Annotated in this window: 21 protein-coding genes; 19 read left to right on the top strand and 2 right to left on the bottom strand. The window is 55.3% G+C overall.

Annotated features, from left to right (window positions below; translation table 11 throughout):
• The first annotated feature begins 78 nt into the window (after positions 1-78).
• The 7 genes from ACWHXD_RS04305 to ACWHXD_RS04275 all read left to right on the top strand — a co-directional run bounded on the left by ACWHXD_RS04305 (position 79) and on the right by ACWHXD_RS04275 (position 7252).
• Positions 79-678, top strand: a complete 600-nt coding sequence (locus ACWHXD_RS04305) for a methyl-accepting chemotaxis protein (protein WP_499083566.1) — start codon at positions 79-81, stop codon at positions 676-678.
• A gap of 10 nt (positions 679-688) precedes the next feature.
• Positions 689-1468 carry a TIGR03759 family integrating conjugative element protein gene (locus ACWHXD_RS04300; RefSeq protein ID WP_019819672.1) on the top strand — a complete coding sequence of 260 codons (780 nt, stop codon included), beginning with the start codon at positions 689-691 and terminating at the stop codon, positions 1466-1468.
• The gene (locus tag ACWHXD_RS04295; protein WP_019819670.1) at positions 1453-2010 is read left to right on the top strand and encodes a lysozyme family protein; all 558 of its coding nucleotides are present in this window, start codon (positions 1453-1455) and stop codon (positions 2008-2010) included. Before ACWHXD_RS04300 ends, ACWHXD_RS04295 begins: the two co-directional genes overlap by 16 nt.
• Complete coding sequence (locus ACWHXD_RS04290; RefSeq protein ID WP_032873832.1) at positions 2007-2510, top strand: integrating conjugative element protein; 504 nt, start codon at positions 2007-2009, stop codon at positions 2508-2510. Before ACWHXD_RS04295 ends, ACWHXD_RS04290 begins: the two co-directional genes overlap by 4 nt.
• Before the next feature lie 264 nt (positions 2511-2774).
• Positions 2775-5003 (top strand): type IV conjugative transfer system coupling protein TraD, encoded by a 2229-nt coding sequence (traD, locus tag ACWHXD_RS04285; RefSeq protein WP_032873829.1) that lies wholly within the window; start codon positions 2775-2777, stop codon positions 5001-5003.
• Positions 5004-5020: 17 nt separating this feature from the next.
• Positions 5021-5776 (top strand): TIGR03747 family integrating conjugative element membrane protein, encoded by a 756-nt coding sequence (locus tag ACWHXD_RS04280; RefSeq protein ID WP_019819662.1) that lies wholly within the window; start codon positions 5021-5023, stop codon positions 5774-5776.
• A gap of 9 nt (positions 5777-5785) precedes the next feature.
• A complete protein-coding gene (locus tag ACWHXD_RS04275) occupies positions 5786-7252 on the top strand; it encodes a UvrD-helicase domain-containing protein (RefSeq protein WP_019819659.1) in 1467 nt (488 codons plus the stop codon).
• Between the two features lie 58 nt (positions 7253-7310).
• Here ACWHXD_RS04275 and ACWHXD_RS04270 read toward each other — a convergent pair whose 3' ends face one another.
• Entirely contained in the window at positions 7311-7796 is a 486-nt protein-coding gene (locus ACWHXD_RS04270; protein ID WP_019819657.1) for a hypothetical protein, read from the bottom strand.
• A 165-nt stretch (positions 7797-7961) separates the two neighbouring features.
• On the opposite strand from ACWHXD_RS04270, the gene ACWHXD_RS04265 reads away from it, so the two are divergent.
• The 12 genes from ACWHXD_RS04265 (at position 7962) to ACWHXD_RS04210 (ending at position 17039) form a co-directional block, all read left to right on the top strand.
• Positions 7962-8273, top strand: coding sequence for a hypothetical protein (locus ACWHXD_RS04265; RefSeq protein WP_019819655.1), 312 nt, complete (start codon positions 7962-7964; stop codon positions 8271-8273).
• Between the two features lie 157 nt (positions 8274-8430).
• On the top strand, positions 8431-8739 hold the full coding sequence (locus tag ACWHXD_RS04260) for an integrative conjugative element protein, RAQPRD family (RefSeq protein WP_232005465.1): 309 nt from the start codon (positions 8431-8433) through the stop codon (positions 8737-8739).
• Positions 8736-8975, top strand: a complete 240-nt coding sequence (locus ACWHXD_RS04255; protein ID WP_019819651.1) for a TIGR03758 family integrating conjugative element protein — start codon at positions 8736-8738, stop codon at positions 8973-8975. Before ACWHXD_RS04260 ends, ACWHXD_RS04255 begins: the two co-directional genes overlap by 4 nt.
• An 18-nt stretch (positions 8976-8993) precedes the next feature.
• Positions 8994-9332, top strand: coding sequence for a TIGR03745 family integrating conjugative element membrane protein (locus ACWHXD_RS04250; protein ID WP_019819650.1), 339 nt, complete (start codon positions 8994-8996; stop codon positions 9330-9332).
• A gap of 12 nt (positions 9333-9344) precedes the next feature.
• A complete protein-coding gene (locus ACWHXD_RS04245; RefSeq protein WP_019819648.1) occupies positions 9345-9725 on the top strand; it encodes a TIGR03750 family conjugal transfer protein in 381 nt (126 codons plus the stop codon).
• Complete coding sequence (locus ACWHXD_RS04240; protein ID WP_019819645.1) at positions 9722-10375, top strand: PFL_4703 family integrating conjugative element protein; 654 nt, start codon at positions 9722-9724, stop codon at positions 10373-10375. The genes ACWHXD_RS04245 and ACWHXD_RS04240 overlap by 4 nt, the downstream gene beginning before the upstream one ends.
• Positions 10375-11268: a TIGR03749 family integrating conjugative element protein gene (locus ACWHXD_RS04235; protein WP_019819644.1), complete on the top strand. Its 894-nt coding sequence runs from the start codon at positions 10375-10377 to the stop codon at positions 11266-11268. The genes ACWHXD_RS04240 and ACWHXD_RS04235 overlap by 1 nt, the downstream gene beginning before the upstream one ends.
• Positions 11258-12748 (top strand): TIGR03752 family integrating conjugative element protein, encoded by a 1491-nt coding sequence (locus ACWHXD_RS04230; protein WP_019819642.1) that lies wholly within the window; start codon positions 11258-11260, stop codon positions 12746-12748. Before ACWHXD_RS04235 ends, ACWHXD_RS04230 begins: the two co-directional genes overlap by 11 nt.
• Positions 12726-13157, top strand: a complete 432-nt coding sequence (locus ACWHXD_RS04225) for a TIGR03751 family conjugal transfer lipoprotein (protein ID WP_019819640.1) — start codon at positions 12726-12728, stop codon at positions 13155-13157. The genes ACWHXD_RS04230 and ACWHXD_RS04225 overlap by 23 nt, the downstream gene beginning before the upstream one ends.
• On the top strand, positions 13157-16120 hold the full coding sequence (locus tag ACWHXD_RS04220; RefSeq protein WP_032873822.1) for a conjugative transfer ATPase: 2964 nt from the start codon (positions 13157-13159) through the stop codon (positions 16118-16120). The genes ACWHXD_RS04225 and ACWHXD_RS04220 overlap by 1 nt, the downstream gene beginning before the upstream one ends.
• Positions 16117-16416 carry a hypothetical protein gene (locus ACWHXD_RS04215; RefSeq protein WP_019819636.1) on the top strand — a complete coding sequence of 100 codons (300 nt, stop codon included), beginning with the start codon at positions 16117-16119 and terminating at the stop codon, positions 16414-16416. The genes ACWHXD_RS04220 and ACWHXD_RS04215 overlap by 4 nt, the downstream gene beginning before the upstream one ends.
• Positions 16413-17039, top strand: a complete 627-nt coding sequence (locus ACWHXD_RS04210) for a DsbA family protein (protein ID WP_019819634.1) — start codon at positions 16413-16415, stop codon at positions 17037-17039. Before ACWHXD_RS04215 ends, ACWHXD_RS04210 begins: the two co-directional genes overlap by 4 nt.
• A gap of 93 nt (positions 17040-17132) precedes the next feature.
• Here the strand turns inward: ACWHXD_RS04210 and ACWHXD_RS04205 are convergent, their stop codons facing one another.
• Positions 17133-17861: a prepilin peptidase gene (locus ACWHXD_RS04205; RefSeq protein WP_032873819.1), complete on the bottom strand. Its 729-nt coding sequence runs from the start codon at positions 17859-17861 to the stop codon at positions 17133-17135.
• Positions 17862-17897: the final 36 nt, after the last annotated feature.

Here is a 17897-nt window from a genome sequence, read left to right as displayed (position 1 = left end):
ATACTCAGCCTCTGCCTCGTCGCCCTGACAGGCATGTTGGCCTATGAACATCATCAGCTGTCCCTACTCAGGATCAGCATGTCTACGACTGCTGATAAAGAATCCCTGGACGCAATGCTGACGCGCCTGAGCAAAGTCGATGAACGGTTGGACACTGTGGATGGCAAGCAGTGGGTCAGCAACGATGACTTCCGCTCCGGACAACAAGCGCTGTCAAATCGGATCGATGCCGCGCAGGCCTTTGCGAAGCAAGCAACCGAATCAGTGCAGGATCTCTCTCGTAATGTCGCGTCTTCTGGTGAGTTGGTGGTGCTCAAGGCAAATGTCGAAACGCTCGATAGCCGTGTTCACGAATTAAGCCAAGCCCAGATCAAGCAACCTTCAGCCCCACCGTCTAAGCCCAAAGCTGTTGTACGCAAGCCTCGTCCCGCCCAGAAGCCCAGTACCAGCCTTATCACACCGCAAGCGCCGCCTTTCACCATCGTCGGTATTGAGTACCGGGGCGGTGAGCGTTTTTTGTCCGTAGCACCGCCTGGCAGCACGCAGTTAAACCAGATCTATCTCATCCGACCGGGTGATGCCGTGGCGGGTACGGCCTGGCGCCTAAACGCTCTGGACGGCAAATCCGCAAGATTCGAGGTGGCCGGAACGCCGCAAACCATAACCGTCGCGCAATAGGACCTCCTTTATGTTTGGCCTTCTCACTCTCTCAAAGAAAATGAACGCTACAAACGCCTCGTTGATTATTGGTCTGGCAGCCATTGTGATGGCTTATGGTTGCTCAGCTGCTCCTGGGCCTTCAACGTCCATCACCAGCACGCAGAACAGCGAAACCGAGAACTCTTCCCAAGGGGCCAGCCAGACAGAACTGGCCCGCGAGTGGGGATTAACACCCCAAGAGTGGAGTCGCTATCGCACCGTCATGGAAGGTCCCCGGGGCATCTATTCACCAGGACTGGATCCTCTGACTGCACTGGGTATCGAAGCTAAATCAGCGGAAGAACGCCGGCGTTACGCTGAACTGCAGGTGCAAGCTGAACGGCAACGCATCGACAAGGAACTGGCTTATCAAAAGGCGTATGACCAAGCCTTCGCTCGCCTATACCCCAACGAAAAAGTCATTCAAATTTCATCAGAGCCGCTGTCTCCAAAAACCTCCGGCGCGGCAAATGCTCTCAAAGGCTCAGGTCGATTAGCCGTTTTTGTTCAAGACAGTTGCACCAGCTGTATTGCCCGGGTGAAAGACCTCCAGGCTCAGAAACAACCCTTCGATCTCTACTTCGTGGGCAGCCAAGGGGACGACGAGACCATCCGCCGCTGGGCAATCCTGGCTGGCATCGAGCCAACCAGCGTACGCAGCCGCCAGATAACACTGAATCACGATGCCGGCCGCTGGCTTGGCCTTGGGCTCGGCGGCGAGCTACCTGCTGTGGTGCGCGAGGTGAATGGGCAATGGCAGCGACAGTAGTACGCGCCGTATTGGCTGCCTGTTTTATGTTGGCCGCGGCGTTGGCCAACAGTGCGGAGGTTCCTCCACCGGCCTATCAATTGATTGCCCTGCCTGCCGGCGTTCCGTCCGAGGTGCTCTATTCCGTCGCACTGCAGGAGAGCGGGACGCGACTACGCGGCCAAATAGTGCCCTGGCCATGGACATTGAATGTCGCCGGCGCCGGCTACCGGTTTGCGACCCGAAGCGATGCGTGCAGGGCTTTGATGATTGCGCTTCAAACCGCTGGTCCCAGTCGGGTCGACGTTGGTCTAGGTCAAACCAACATAGGTGCCAATGGCCACCGTTACAGCTCTCCCTGCGAAGGTTTGGATCCCTATAAGAACCTCTCGGTTACCGCCCAGATCCTGGCAGAACAAAAAGCCAAGGGCGGTGACTGGATCACTGCCGCCGGCCGGTACCACCGACCGGCTGGAGGTGAACCTGCCGCACGCTACCGACGTGCCTTTGCCAAACACCTTAGCCGCGTAACCGGCATCAACCTAATGGCGAACAACCCATGAAAAGATCTTTGAGCTTAATGCTATTGCTGTGTTCGATCTCGCCCATTGTGGCGAATGCCAGCTCATTGATTGTGGTTGAAGACCGTGGTGGCGTTTCCGCCCTGCCCTATTACCAAGACCTGGTCCCAGAACCTACAGGCCAGTCTGCACCGTTAGAAAATATCGGAGTGCGCGGTCAAGGGTCGTTTCCAGTGCGCTCAGACCAACTGTCACCTGGTCAGGTTCAGGGTCGAGTAATCAATGCGCCAGGCCTGCAACCCTTGTTTCTAGTGGGTGACGATGAAAGCTCAAGGGTTTGGCTATCACAACGAACCGAACAGCTTAAGCACCTAAACGCTGTCGGACTGGTGGTCAACGTTGTCAGCGCCGAACGCTTTGCCGAGGTGCAGCGTTGGGCGGATGGTCTTCAGATGGTCCCAGCCCCCTCGAATGATCTGGCGCAACGTCTTGGAATCAAGCACTACCCGCTACTCATCACTGCAACAGCCATTCAGCAATAGGAGGCAAGGATGCCACCACCTCAGTCACTCACCGTGGTGATCAGACAACCGGAAGACCCGCGAACATGCCAGCTCATCTTGGAGCAAGTGAGGTATCTGGTCTGGCTGTATGGCGGTCGTGTGACCTCCACAGAACAAGGTGATGCCATCGCAATGCGCTTGAAATTAGCTGATCGATTGGCTTCACACGAGATATCACAAGTAAGCCAGGAGCTGGACGAACAGTTCCCATTGAAAACCACTTAACGATAGAAGGCTCCAACCATGGCCGGTTCTTTCACCATTGAGGCATTGCTCCGTCCTGCCGTCGAGCTTTACACGGTCTGTGTCTGCGCCGCTGCAGCACTGATCTGTATTTTTGCGCCCTGGGCTTTTGCACTGACTCCCTTATTTGGAACGGTTTCCGCCTTTGGCTTTTTGATTCTTGGATATGTGCGCCTGAGACAGGCGTTGGTCGTATTGCGGTATCGACGCAATATTCGGCGTCTCCCCCACTACACCATGACCAGCAAGGACATGCCGGTCAGTAATGAACGTCTGTTCATCGGTAAGGGCTTCCGCTGGACTCAGAAACACACCCAGCGATTGATGGACACCTATCTGCCCAAATACGCCGAGTATGTCGAGCCAACCTCGATCTATTCCTTGGCACGGCGCATCGAGGAGCGGCTGGAGTTCGCCCCTTTTCCACTCAGACTCCTGACCAAAGCCACCTCGTGGAACGTAGCGATTAACCCGGTGCGGCCACTGCCGCCAGTGGGTGGATTACCGCGTTTACACGGTATAGAACCCCATGAAATTGACGTTAGCTTACCGCTGGGTGAACGGGTTGGTCACTCCCTGGTGCTGGGTACGACGCGGGTGGGTAAGACCCGCCTGGCGGAACTGTTTATCACCCAGGACATCAGACGCACCCGTAGCCGGTCTCGGCGCCGCGTTCAGATGGGTCGACGCGTTCAGCCAGTCCATCGAAGCCAGCGCACAGCGGCACAAAACGAAGAGATGAACCTTGATCGAGAGGTGGTGATTGTCTTCGATCCTAAAGGCGATGCCGACCTTCTCAAACGCATGTACATCGAATGCATGCGTGCCGGCCGACTGGACGAATTTTATGTATTCCACCTGGGATGGCCTGACTACTCCGCACGTTACAACGCCGTGGGCCGCTTTGGCCGTATTTCAGAGGTGGCCACCCGGATTGCCGGTCAATTGTCGGGGGAAGGCAACTCAGCTGCATTTCGCGAGTTTGCCTGGCGGTTCGTCAATATTATCGCACGTGCCTTGGTGGCCCTCGGCCGTCGGCCAGATTACGAGCAGATCCTCAAGCACGTCACCAACATCGATGCGCTGTTCATTGAGTACGCGCAGAAGCACTTCGCAGAACACGACCCTAGAGCCTGGCAAACCATTGTTGAGCTTGAGGGCAAGATCGATCGCAAGAACCTCAGTTTCGCCATGAAGGACCGCCCGCTGCGCGTGGTGGCCTTGGACATGTACCTGACTCAGCAACGCATATCCGACCCTGTGATGGAGGGGCTGCGATCAGCAGTTCGTTATGACAAAACCTATTTCGACAAGATCGTTGCCAGCCTGCTGCCGCTGTTGGAGAAGCTGACCACAGGGCGCATTGCTGAGCTGCTTTCGCCTGACTACATGGATCTTGAAGATCCGCGACCCATCTTCGACTGGATGCAGGTCATCCGTAAACGAGCGGTGGTCTATGTGGGACTGGATGCACTGTCGGATACCGAAGTGGCTGCCGCCGTTGGGAACTCCATGTTCAGCGACCTGGTGTCAGTCGCAGGTCACATCTACAAGTTCGGTATCGACGACGGCTTGCCCGGTGCCTCCGGCGCCAAGGTGGCGATCAACGTGCATGCTGATGAGTTCAACGAGCTGATGGGCGAAGAATTTATCCCGATGATCAACAAAGGCGGCGGCGCCGGCATGCAAGTCACCGCCTATACCCAGACCATGAGCGACATTGAAGCGAAGATCGGTAACAGGGCAAAAGCTGGCCAGGTCATCGGTAACTTCAACAACCTGTTTATGTTGCGTGTGCGCGAGACCGCCACTGCCGAGCTGCTGACCAATCAATTACCCAAGGTTCAGGTGTTTACCAGCACACCGGCCAGCAGCGCCAATGACGCAATCAACGGCAAGACGGCCTTTACCTCCAACACCCACGACCAGATCCAAAGCGTCAGCGTGCCAATGATCGAGCCGGCGCATGTGGTTGCTCTGCCCAAGGGGCAATGCTTTGCCCTGATCGAAGGCGGCAACCTCTGGAAAATCCGTATGCCGTTGCCGGCAAGTGATCCCGACGAGGTGATGCCCAAGGATCTGCAGGCCCTGGTTGAAGGAATGCGTAAAGGATCAGGAACCAACAGCGAATGGTGGCAAGCGCCGGGATATCAGTCACTAAGCGAATCGCTACCCGAAGACCTGGTCGACGATTTCCGCCTTATGGCCAACGACGACAAAGTCGCTTAGCGTAAAGGAGCAAAGCGATGGCCGATATCGCGGAAAAAGCCCAGCAACAGCAGGAAGGGCAAAAATCCTTTCTGGGCATGGTGATCTCAGCGCCCTTCCACTTTCTGGGGGTGATGTTCGGCTCACTGCTGGGCGCCATCCTCGTTGAGTGGCTGTGCATGTACGTGTTCTGGCCGGAAGCTGGATGGAGGCACGCCCAGCAGATGTTTGAACATGAGCTGGGCTGGCTGTCCCAGGACTTGTTACATAGCGTTGTCATCAAAGAACCGGGGCGCACCGCAACCTGGCTGGCAAAAACGACCTATGATTGGCTGATGGTAAAAAGCGGCCTGCAAGACAGCATTAACTCATTGACCCAATACGCTCGCTCCACGTCGCCGCAGCACGCCGGCATGTTCGACCTGCGCTACGAACTCGGTCGGGTCATGATCAAGTTCCAGGATTACGGCTTGGCCATGCTTTATACCGTGCTCACCTTTTGCGTACGAATGGTCATCCTGACACTGACAATCCCACTGTTTGCACTGGCGGCGTTTACGGGCCTGGTGGATGGCCTGGTGCGACGTGATCTACGCAAGTTCGGCTCCGGCCGTGAGTCGAGCTACCTGTATCACAAAGCACGCGGAACCATTATTCCGCTGGCCATCGTGCCATGGACAATTTACCTGGCTATCCCGATCAGCGTCAGCCCCCTGCTTATTTTGCTGCCGTGCGCGTTGTTATTGGGCGTATCGGTTTACATCACTGTCTCCAGTTTCAAAAAATACCTCTAGGAGCTGCCCATGCAGTGGACACAAGAACAGCAGCCCATCGTCGATTCAACAGCAGAGAAGCTACTCGTCCAAGCCTTCGCCGGCACAGGCAAAACCACAACACTGGTTGGTTATGCCACCCACCACGCCTCGGTGAAAATGCTTTATCTCTGCTACAACAAACCCGTCGAGCTCGCAGCCAAGGGACGCTTTCCTCGCAATGTGGTCTGCAAGACGGCGCATGGCTTGGCTTATGCGGTCTATGGCAGCCAATACGCCGCCAAACAGACCAATAACTTACGCCTCACCGATATCGCCAGAGCCATCAATACCCAGGACTGGGAGCTGGTACGAGATGTACTGAGTACGCTGAACAACTTCATGGCCAGCGCCGATAACGAGCTCGGCCGCGGACACTTTCCCAGGTTTCAGGGTCAACGAATGCTCACCAGCGCGCAGGAACGATTTCTGGACAGTGCACTGGGTGTCGCCAGAACTATCTGGAACCGGATGATCGACCTGCAGGACACGGGAATGTTGATCACCCACGATGGATATTTAAAGCTGTATCAGTTGAGTAAACCTGACCTGAGTCAGCGATTTAAGGCGATTCTGCTCGATGAAGGTCAAGACGTGAACCCGGTCATTGCCGACTTGGTAAGGATACAGCGCATCTGCAAAGTCACCGTCGGCGACCCTCACCAGCAGATTTACCGTTTCCGTGGTGCCGAAGACGCTCTCAACAGCGATTGGATGGCCGATGCAGAGCGCCACTACCTGACCCAGAGCTTTCGCTTCGGTCCAGCAGTCGCGCATGTGGCCAACATCATCCTTTTTTACAAGGGTGAAACTCGAAAGCTGCAAGGGTTAGGCCCCAAAACCCAGGTTAAACGTGCGCTTCCTGAAGACCTCCCGCATCGCACATACATCCATCGCACGGTTACCGGCGTCATAGAGAACGCGCTTAGCTTGGTAGCGAGCAAGCCTAAGATCTATTGGGTAGGTGGCATCGACAGTTATTCATTGCGCGACCTGGAAGACTTGTATCTGTTCAGCCGCAACCAAAACCAATCCGTGCAAAACCGTAAGTTACTGCGTGATTACCGGGACTTCTCGCAATACGTTGAAATTGCCGAGGTGAGCCAAGACTCGGAGATGCTGCGATCGATCAAGATCATAGCTGCCTATCCCGATCTGCCTCAGCGCATCCGGACACTGCGGGCTCGGTCAGTAGACAACGAGCTGGATGCCACGATTACACTGACCACAGGGCATAAAGCCAAGGGGTTAGAATGGGATTTTGTGAGCCTGTATGACGACTTCAGCGCTGACCCGCTGTCGCCCGATATCGATCAGGGTCGCAAAGACGACGAACTGAATCTGCTATATGTGGCCGTGACGCGGGCAATGAAGATACTGGCGTTAAACTCGATGGTGTTATCCATCATGCAGCGCTATGTGGATGCAAGAACATCTCTAGCAGGGCAAGTACGCTAAAAGGGAATTCGCACCCAGCAGAGCGTCTTTGATACCTCTGTTAGCGGCTCATAGACGGCTAGTAGGGAGACTCCAATTTCTGCTCATAATCGAGATCTTCTTGCGAGATGTGGAAGAAATCTTTTTCAACGCCGCATATTTTTATCGCACGCTCTAATGAGACGTAGTCCCAAGCGGGTTTAAGATCGCGATCAAAACTTACCAACGCATATGTATCTTTGTCGGATGAAATGCCCACGCCCTTGGGGTAATGCTCCACCCATGAGCTGCGGGCTAAAATTTCTGAAAAGCTCAACTCGCGCTTGAGACTGTACCAATGTGGACGCTTTATTTTGAATAGGCCAGATTTCTGCAACTCACTCACGGCTTTTACGAAAATTTCTTCAACAACATTAGTCACGGATGTGCCGGTGTAATTTTTGAGCTGGGAACATAGAAATATAGACGTTCCATCTGAATTCACTCGCACCCTTAAAAAACAAGTACCTATGTGATCATATCCAGGAAACTGAAAACGTCGAAAATCTTTTTGATAGGCCGTCATAAGACGCTCGTAGTAATGAGATTCACTAAGATGCTACACCGACCAGGCTTAAACGTCAGCTTCGCCAAGCAACGAAAATCACCGATTCAGTCGCAGAGTATTTCCGGTTGATTGCACATCCTCAATACTGAAAACCTGGCAGCTCCACACATGAAGGATGTCGCCATGAGTCGCCAGGCATTTGAATACCATACCGAATTCGCCCCGCTGAACTATCTCGTCCGAACCAAAAAGCTCTTCATGTTCAAGTCCGAAGAGCCATCTACCGAACCTGACATTCAAGGTTTCCTGCAGGATCCGGAACACCAGCAGCGCCTTGCTCAGCTAGGCCAAGAGGGTTGGGAACTGATCAGCGTTCAACCCGTAGTCAGGGGCGAAGTCCAGATTGGCAATCAAAATGCCCAGGGCTGGGCATACGGCATTGCCTTGCCCACCGGCTATCTTCTTTTCTTCAAACGCTCGATCCAACGAGACTGAGGGTGCAGTTACCGTACGAAGAAATCCTAACGGCCCGGAATATGGTTTTCTTGCGGCGACTATAGTGTGATCACGGCAAGCTGACGGCAACAGGAATGACTTGAGCCTAGCCGTGATCCAGACACTGCGCCTACCCGCCCTTACATGCCGATTCTTATTGACAGGACTGATCTCGCTTTTCGGGATCATTCTGTCTACCTCCCAAGCGGTAGCTGCTTCTGCCTCCGAACAGGCCAACCTGGACGTCATGATCCGCCAGTTGAATGCCTTGGAGGACACAGCACGTCGTAGCGCTCAAGTAGCAGACGAGCCGGGCAAACGGTACTTCTTCGATTACCAGCGCTTGGCGGGTGACATCGCCCGAATCCGCCATGGCTTGGAGGGCTACCTGACGCCAAGCCGAGCCCAACCTCGGGATCCAGCCGAGCTTTCGGGCCAATACACCACCGAAGGTCGCAAGCCATGAGCATGAACGGCGCTCAGGCGTCCGCCTTTCAAGCGGCGAGTGGTTTCCCGGCTTCGTCGAGCTACCTATTTTTCGTCGGCGTGGCCGTGGCTATCACGTTCGTGTGGGGGGCCTGGGCCGTCTGGAGCTGCTACCGAGGATGGGCCACCGGCAACCTTGACCGAACGATTGCTTCGACCTCTTTGGTTCGCATCCTGCTGCTTTGCATGATCCTCACCACCTTTGTACTCAGTTGATCGTATTGGAGACTCACCATGAATTTGCTTTCACAAACACGCTACATGCTGATCGGCATGCTTGCTCTTCCACAACTGTCCATGGCTGCCCTCCCCCAGTCCCAACCTCCGACTCGAGGTGAGGGCTCTAACCTGATGCAAACCATGCAGAACTACGCCTTTGACGGCATGTCGCTGATGGGTCTGATCGTCTGCGCCGTCATTTTCACCGGGGTAGCGTGGCACGCCTTCGGCGTTTACCACGAGATCCAACACGGCAAGAAGAAATGGGCTGATCTTGGAGCGACGGCCGCTGTCGGTGTGGCCATCTTGGGTGTCGCCATCTTCCTGATCACCAAGGCAACTAACATTCTTTAAAGAGCCTTGACCATGACAGAACTCTCTGACGATGGGACGCTAATTTTCCTACCGGTGCGGCTGAACAATCAGCCGGTCATCATGGGCGGCCTCACTGCCGATGAAATGTGGGCAACCCTAGCGATCAGTGCCGGCTCAGGATTGGTAATTGGGATTCTGGCAGCAATTTTGACCCATATCTGGGCGCTGATTATCGCCACAGCCATGCTCTTTGCGATCCTTGGGCTGACCCTCTCCAGCCGTTTTTTACGGCGTTGGAAACGCGGCCGACCGGACACCTGGCTCTACCGCCAGATGCAACTGAGCGTTGCACGATATCTTCCTACCTGGAACAAGGCCCACCTGATCACACGCACGGGTGCGTGGACCTGCCGTAGAACGGGGGCTCAATGACTTATCGAAAAAAAGTGGACGCCCAACTGTCCCATATCAACAGCCTGCGCCTGGTCATTGGCCTGCTGATCGCCCTGGGGCTGTACATGGCCTATGGCTGGCAGAGCGCACCGCGTGATTTGACTATCCATGTACCGCCTGACCTCCGGTCAGGCAGCACCCGACAGTGGTGGGATGTCCCCCCAGAGTCTGTGTATGCCTTTGGGTTGTATATATTCCAGCAGATGAATCGTTGGCCCGTCGACGGTGAAACCGACTACGAAGACAACATCGCCCGTTTGGGTGGCTACCTGACGCCCAGTTGCAAAGCGTATCTGCAAAAAGACTTCGAGCTGCGCCGCAACAGTGGGGAGTTGCGCAAACGCGAGCGCGGTGTATTCGAGATTCCAGGCCGAGGAATTGACGATAAAACAGAACAGCATATTGAGCAGCACAGCATCAACGACTGGACGGTCAACTTGGATATCACCGCTGACGAGCACTACGGCGGCGAACGCGTGAAACGGGCACTAGCGCGTTACCCGCTGCACATCATCCGATCCGACATTGACCCCGAGAAGAATCCTTTTGGACTCGCCTGGGACTGCTACAGCAGCAATCCTCAGCGCATCGAAGTCTCCGCAGAACCTGCCCGATCGGGAGGCAAATGATGATGCGTCGGCTGCTGATTATCGGAATGCTCATGCTCAACTTCTTCAGCATGGCCAACGCAGTTGAGATTTTACGCTGGGACCGAATTCCACTTGCACTGCCTTTGATCGTCGGCCAGGAACGCATTGTTTTTGTCGACCAAAATGTTCGAGTGGGTCTGCCCCGGAATTTGGTTGATAAGCTGCGCGTACAAAGCACCGGTGGCGCACTGTACCTCCTGGCCAAAGAACCCATACCTCCAACTCGCCTGCAGCTCCAAAATATGAGCAGTGGCGAAATCATGTTGGTGGACATCATTGCTACAGAAGGTAAACCAAATCAGCCCGCGCCCGAGCCTGCAAAAATTGTTGCAGGTGAAGGTTCCTCGCCTCGTTACGGGCAGGCAAGTTCTAAGCCGACGAGCAGTCGCGCTCCGGTCCCCACGTCGGAGCCCAACGTTCAAGACGAGGATCCGCCGACTCCGCGCCGCGAGTCGCCTCTGCCTGTGGTCATTACACGCTATGCCGCACAGATGCTCTATGCCCCTCTGCGCACCGTGGAGCCTGTAGACGGTATCGCCCAGGTCAATCTTAAGCGGGGCCTGAACCTCACCACGTTGCTGCCGACGTTGCCGGTCGAGGCCTCTGCTTTAGGTGCATGGCGGTTAGACGACTACTGGGTGACGGCAGTGAAACTGCGCAACACCAGCACTCAGCACCTTGCACTGGATCCTCGGGAGCTGATGGGAGACTTCATCACGGCGACGTTTCAGCACCCTTACCTCGGTACCAAGGGTGAAGCAAGTGACACCACAACGGTCTATCTGGTGACACGCGGCCATGGTTTGGCCGAATCGTTACTGCCGGCGGCCGTCAGCCAGATCGATCCGAAAGGAGGTCACCATGAAGAGTAATCCTCTGGTCAAATTCCTGGTCATCCCTTTCGCGATCCTGGCGTTATTCATGGTGGTCAAACTGTTCAGTAAGGACAGTTCTGAGAAACAGACTCAGGCTCCAGAAACGCTCGTGCTCAGTACGGGTGAAGCAAAAAAGCTTGGCGTTGACGGCGATACCCCCGGCGACACGCTGCGCACCATCGTCGTGGAAAGCAGACAGCTCAAAGACCAGGTCTCCAATGCGTTGAAGAACAATGATGAGCTGAAGCAACAAAACCAGGAGTTACAAAGACGCCTGCAGTCGATCAACGACAACGTTGACAGCAAGCTGCAAAACGCCCAGCAAACAATGAAACAGGAGTCACAACAACAGAGCCAGACCATCCTGGATACGCTGCAGCAGCAATACAACACACTGAGCAGCAAATCAGCTAGCAGCAATCAGTCTGGATCGGATTTGCCGATCGGATTCGGCGTTCAGCCTGGTGATGGGCAGGACTTCAAAGGCGCGCCTGGACCGGATGTCGTATGGATCGAGCCGCAGGACGCTACTCCTGTCGATATCAACGGGAAGCCCATTGCGGCCGGTTCCAATCAAACCGCCTCGGGATTTAACTTCCCAACCTCATTCGGCGAGTCCGTAGACCGTGGGCAAAATGCTCTTCGTACGAGCGCTCAGAACGTTGCGAGTGAGATCTCGCCACAGGAGGCCCGCAAACAGGTGCGCAAGGTCTATACGCTGCCACAGAACTCCACATTGATGGGTTCTGTCGCGATGTCCGCATTGATCGGCCGGGTGCCCATCGACGGCACGGTCAACGACCCCTACCCCTTCAAAGTACTGATAGGCCCGGACAACCTCACCGCCAACGGTATCGATTTGCCCGATGTTGCCGGCGCCGTGGCCAGCGGAACAGCGTCCGGCGACTGGACTTTGTCTTGCGTACGCGGGCAGATCAAAAGCCTGACTTTTGTCTTCAATGACGGCACGGTACGGACGCTGCCACAGCCACAAGAAGAAACGAATGGCAGTCAGAACAGCAATAACCAGAACAATGGCAACCAGAACACCATACAGGGAGGCCTGGGCTGGATCAGCGATGCCTACGGTATTCCGTGCATCAGTGGCGATCGTAAAAGCAACGCCTCGCAATACATCGGTTCCCAGGTACTGATTACCGCGGCCGGCGCCGGCGCTGCCTCCCTAATCAAATCGGATGGAAACAGCAGTTCATTTATAAATCCGCAGTCCGGGACCATAGGTTCAGTTGGCGGCTCAGGCAGTGACGCCATGGGCAAGATCATCGGCCAAGGCGTCAATGATGTGTCCAGTTGGGTGAACAAGCTCTACGGGCAAGCCTTCGCGGCAGTGTACGTGCAGCCCGGGGCGAAAGTTGCTGTTCACCTAGACCAGCAGCTGACCATCGACTACGAACTCCAAGGCCGCAAGGTCAACTATCGCTCAGGAGCCCGTCATGCTTCGACTGCGCTTGACTAATCATTCTTTAAAAATCGGAACCTACCTGGTGATCGCAATGCTCGGGACTGGCTGCTCCACCAGCAAGGACGAGCTGCTCCCCCATGGCGACAGCACGATGATGGACGTTTGGGATCAAGGTGCCAGTGGTTCAGGAAATAGCACGAGTAGCCGCCAGTTGCTCGATGCGCGCCAAAACCTTCGGCGACCTCTGGAGACGGGTGAAACAGACAACGCCAAATTCACCCGCACAGCCCAAAACGAGATCTACAGCCAGTTTAAGCGTCTGCCCAATCCGGACCTGGTCATGTATGTCTTTCCCCATCTGGCGGGCTCTGATCCAGCCCCTATCCCGGGCTACACCACAGTGTTCCCGTTGTACCAGCGCGTGCAATACGCCATGCCTGGCGAACGCACGGAGTCCTATTAATGAGGTTTTTTGAGCGGTTTAAAACACGACGTGGCTCAGACCGAGTCGAGCCGGAGCTCGCAGTTAATGCTACCGAGCATGTCGACGTGCAGGCATCAGCCACTGAATCTTTGGAGGCAGCGACCGAACGCTACTTCGCACGCCTCGCTGCCATGGGCATTCCCTCGCCGAGTGATTGGCGCAACCCAAAGAAAAAACCAGCGACTACCGCTGACGTAGACCGCATGTATGACGTGAACCCCTCTTTCGTGGATCTTCTGCCGTGGGTGGACTATCTGCCGGCGGAAAGAGCCATGCTGCTGGAAGACGGCGTGTCTCGTGCTGCGTTCTTCGAGCTGACACCGATCGGCACCGAAGGTCGAGATCCCGACTGGTTGCGCAAAGCCCGGGATGCCTTGGAAAACGCCCTGCAAGACTCTTTCGATGAGCTGGAAACCTCCCCGTGGGTCGTGCAGTTGTACGCTCAGGACGAAACCAGTTGGGACAACTACCTGCAGCAGTTGCACGACTATATCCAACCCCGGGCACAGGGCAGTGACTTCACCGAGCTTTACCTGAAGTTGATCAAGCAGCACCTGGAGGCTATTTCCAAGCCAGGCGGGTTGTTTGAAGACACCAAGGTCAGCCAACTGCCTTGGAGGGGCCAGCAACGCCGTGTCCGCATTGTCGTCTACCGACGTACTCAGGGGGCTCAAGCTGACGTGCGCGGCCAAGCACCTGCCCCCTATTTAAAAATCATCTGTGATCGCTTGGTAGGCGGGTTGGCTAACGCCGGCATTAAAACCCATCGTATGGATGGCCATGCTATCCGACACTGGCTGATTCACTGGTTCAATCCACGGCCTGACCATCTCGGCCCTGCAGACGCTGATATCCGTCGATTTTATGAGGTGGTTTGCAAGCAGGTGCCGGCAACTGAGGAAGGCGAGTTGCCGCTGGCCAGCGGGACCGACTTTTCGCAAAACCTGTGTTACCGCGAACCGCTGTCGGATACAGAGAAAGGCTTGTGGTACTTCGACGGCCTGCCCCACCGCGTAGTGATGCTCGATCGTCTGCGGGAAGCGCCTAAGACGGGACACCTGACCGGTGAAACACGCAAGGGCGGTGATGCGCTCAATGCGCTGTTCGACAAAATGCCAGAGGACACCATTCTCTGTATCACGCTCGTGATCACTCCGCAGGACATACTTGAAGGCCACCTGGAGCAGCTTTCACGCAAGGCCGTTGGTGATACCCAAGCATCGATCCTGACCCGCGAAGACGTTGCTGTCGCCCGCCAGTTGCTCGGCCGCAAGCACAAGCTGTACCGGGGCAGCGTAGCTTTTTACCTACGCGGCAAAGACGATTTGGAGTTGCAGGAGCGCAGTTTGCAACTGAGCAGTGCCTTGCTAGGAGCGGGTATGGAACCCGTGGAACCTCGGGATGAGGTTGCCCCCTTAAACTCGTACCTCAGATGGTTGCCCGGCAATTTTGATCCCAATGAGCGCAAAGCACTGGAGTGGTATGCGCAACTCATGTTCGCTCAACACATTGCAAACCTTGCTCCCGTCTGGGGACGGTCGACCGGAACCGGTCACCCAGGCATCACGCTGTTTAATCGTGGGGGAGCGCCGATCACCTTCGATCCGCTGAACAAGCTGGACCGCCAGATGAACGCGCACCTTTTCATCTTCGGACCTACAGGTTCAGGAAAGTCAGCCAGCGCAACGAATATCCTCAGTCAGATCGTTGCCATCTATCGGCCGCGACTTTTCATCGTTGAAGCCGGCAACAGTTTTGGTCTGCTGGGTGACTTTGCCAAGAAGCTCGGTTTGACGGTTAACCGTGTCCGGCTTGCGCCAGGATCAGGGGTTAGCTTAGCGCCCTTCGCCGATGCTGAAAAACTCATTGAGCCCACCGCAAACGTCAAAACTCTCAAGGCTGATGACCTCGAGGCCTCGGACGAACACCTGGCAAGCCAAACCGAAGACGAACAGCGCGACATCCTGGGAGAGATGGAAATTACAGCCAGGCTGATGATCACTGGCGGGGAGGATAAAGAAGATGCGCGCCTTACCCGGGCTGATCGCAGCGCCATCCGCCAATGCATTCTCAATGCGGCACAAAAATGTGTAGCGGAACAACGCATCGTACTCCCTGAAGACATCCGTGATGCACTGCGAGAGATGGGGCATGAACCGGGTATCCCGGCTGCTCGAAGCTCACGCTTTCTGGAGATGGCAGAAGCCTTGTCCATGTTCTGCATGGGCACTGAGGGCGACATGTTCAACCGCCCAGGCACGCCATGGCCAGAAGCGGATATCACCATTGTCGACTTGGCTACGTATGCCCGAGAAGGCTACAGCGCACAGATGGCCATCGCCTACATTTCGCTACTCAACACAGTCAACAACATCGCAGAGCGGGATCAATTCAAAGGCCGCCCCCTGATCTTTTTCACCGACGAAGGCCACATCCAGTTGAAGGTTCCACTGCTGTCCCCCTACTCCGTCAAGATCACCAAAATGTGGCGAAAGCTGGGAGCCTGGTTCTGGATGGCCACTCAAAACGTTGACGACGTGCCACCAGAGGCATCGGCCTTACTCAACATGATTGAGTGGTGGATCTGCTTGAATATGCCGCCTGATGAGGTGGAGAAGATCGCACGCTTTCGTGAACTGACCCCAGCTCAGAAATCGATGATGCTGTCCGCACGCAAGGAAAGCGGGAAGTTTACCGAGGGCGTAGTGCTATCCAAAAGCATGGAAATGTTGTTCCGAGTGGTACCGCCTAGCTTGTACCTGGCCCTGGCCATGACGGAACCGGAAGAGAAGAAACAACGCTACGACATCATGCAGGCCAAAGGCTGCAACGAGCTCGACGCGGCCATTGAAGTTGCCGCAACGCTAGACCGCTATCGCGGTATCGAACCTCACATCATCACTTTTCCCGAGCAAGTCACGGCCTTGGAGCGCCACGTATGAGAACACTGAATTCCTTGACCCAGAACCTGATTGAAAGTCTGACCCAGTTGCTTGAACAGCCTGGTGAGGATGCTTTGCAGACTTTGGAGGTTTGCGCCCCCGTCCTGATAGAGGAACTGCAACAGGTTTTGATACGTGCCGTGGACCGTCGTGACATCGAGTCCCAGCTTCAAACGGTGTTAACCAACTGGCTTCGACAGCACCCTCAGCCCGAGAGTGCTGAACACGCCCTCCTTGAAGCACTGCGTATTCAAGCACTCTTGTCATCGAAGCCTACGGCCGAGCTCCACACATGATTCGGTATATGGGGGTAGTGGGTTTTCTAGTATTTTTTTTGATTACTGTCGGCTACGCCGTCCTCAAAAGCGAGGTGCAAACACGACAACATCCAGGCCCTTGGACGTTTGGGCAGGTTAATGCTCGCTGGACTGTGACAGAGTTTGCGGATCTGGAATGCCCGTATTGCAAGATCTACACACCGGCTCTCAAAGCCTGGGTCCAGCAGCAGAAGAACGTAAACCTTCAGTGGCATCACCTGCCACTGGATTTCCACGGTTCGGCCGCGATTCACGAAGCCAGAATCGTTGAGTGCGCAGGAGAGTTGGGCGGAGCGCCGGCATTCTGGCAAGCCGTCGACCAGGTCTTTGAACGAACTCGTAGCAACGGCCTAGGCTTTGATGGTCAGTTGGACATCAACGACGTTGGTCACCAGGCACTGATGGCCTGTGCTGCAAACAATAAACAGATCTCTCTACGCATCAGTAGGCAGGCAGAAGAAGCCCTTAAGTCTGGGGTCACAGCGACACCCACCGTGCTGATTAGAGACAACAAAACCGGCAGGTCTCTAAAGCTGGAAGGTCCTGCCAATGATGTGATGTTGCTGTCGGCAATTGACTTGTTGATTCAGAAAGATAACTAGCTCTGCACCATATTTTCACTATGTGCACACGCGGCCAGCAACCGCCACTCATGTGCGAAAGGTGAAATGTTGGTTGTTTCTAGCATAGGCGATTTAAACGACCGACCACGCCGGTGTGTAGAGTAGAGCGAGCCAACCTGCAGCAGCCAGGTACGGACCAAAAGGAACATGCGCTGTCCGCTCTATTTTGCCCAACGCAAGGAGCGTGCTTCCTACCACAGCAAATACCAGTGACGATAGCACCAACGTCACTGGCAAGATCTGCCAGCCACCCCAGGCGCCGAGCATGGCCAACAGCTTCAGATCGCCCTGGCCGATACCGTAATCGCCGGTGATCAACCTGGAAAGGAAACGAATGGCCCAAAGCACCAGGTAGCCACCCACAGCTCCCCACAGGGCATGGGACAGGGTTGTAAACAGCTCGAAGCTGTTGACGATCAAGCCCAGCCACAGCAGCGGCAACACCAGCACGTCGGGCAGCAGTTGGTGATCGAGGTCAATCAAGCTCAGGGTCAGCAAGCCACCGACCAACACCAAGGCGGCCAGGCCGCTTGCCCCAACACCGTAGTGCAGCGCTGCCCAGCTTGAAAGGCCTCCCATGACCAGTAGCGTCATACTGAATCGAGCGTTTATTTGATCAGGCAGTAATGACACGGACGAACGCGGACGTTGCTCAGTAGGCGATTCTTGCCCCAGCATCTGGGCGGCGTCCAAACTCCATTGTCTTTCCAAGAAAGCAGGAATACTGACAACCAAAGCGTTGACGGGTAATCCGGCCAAAAGACCAACCGTGAAAAGAGCTATCGGTAGTGAGTCCTGCACCTGACTTTCCTATGAGTTTGCTGTTGGAGAGCATAA

The organism is Pseudomonas fjordensis (assembly GCF_976987115.1).
The sequence above is the reverse complement of the archived record's forward strand: the minus strand, read 5'-3'. Positions and strand labels throughout refer to the sequence as shown.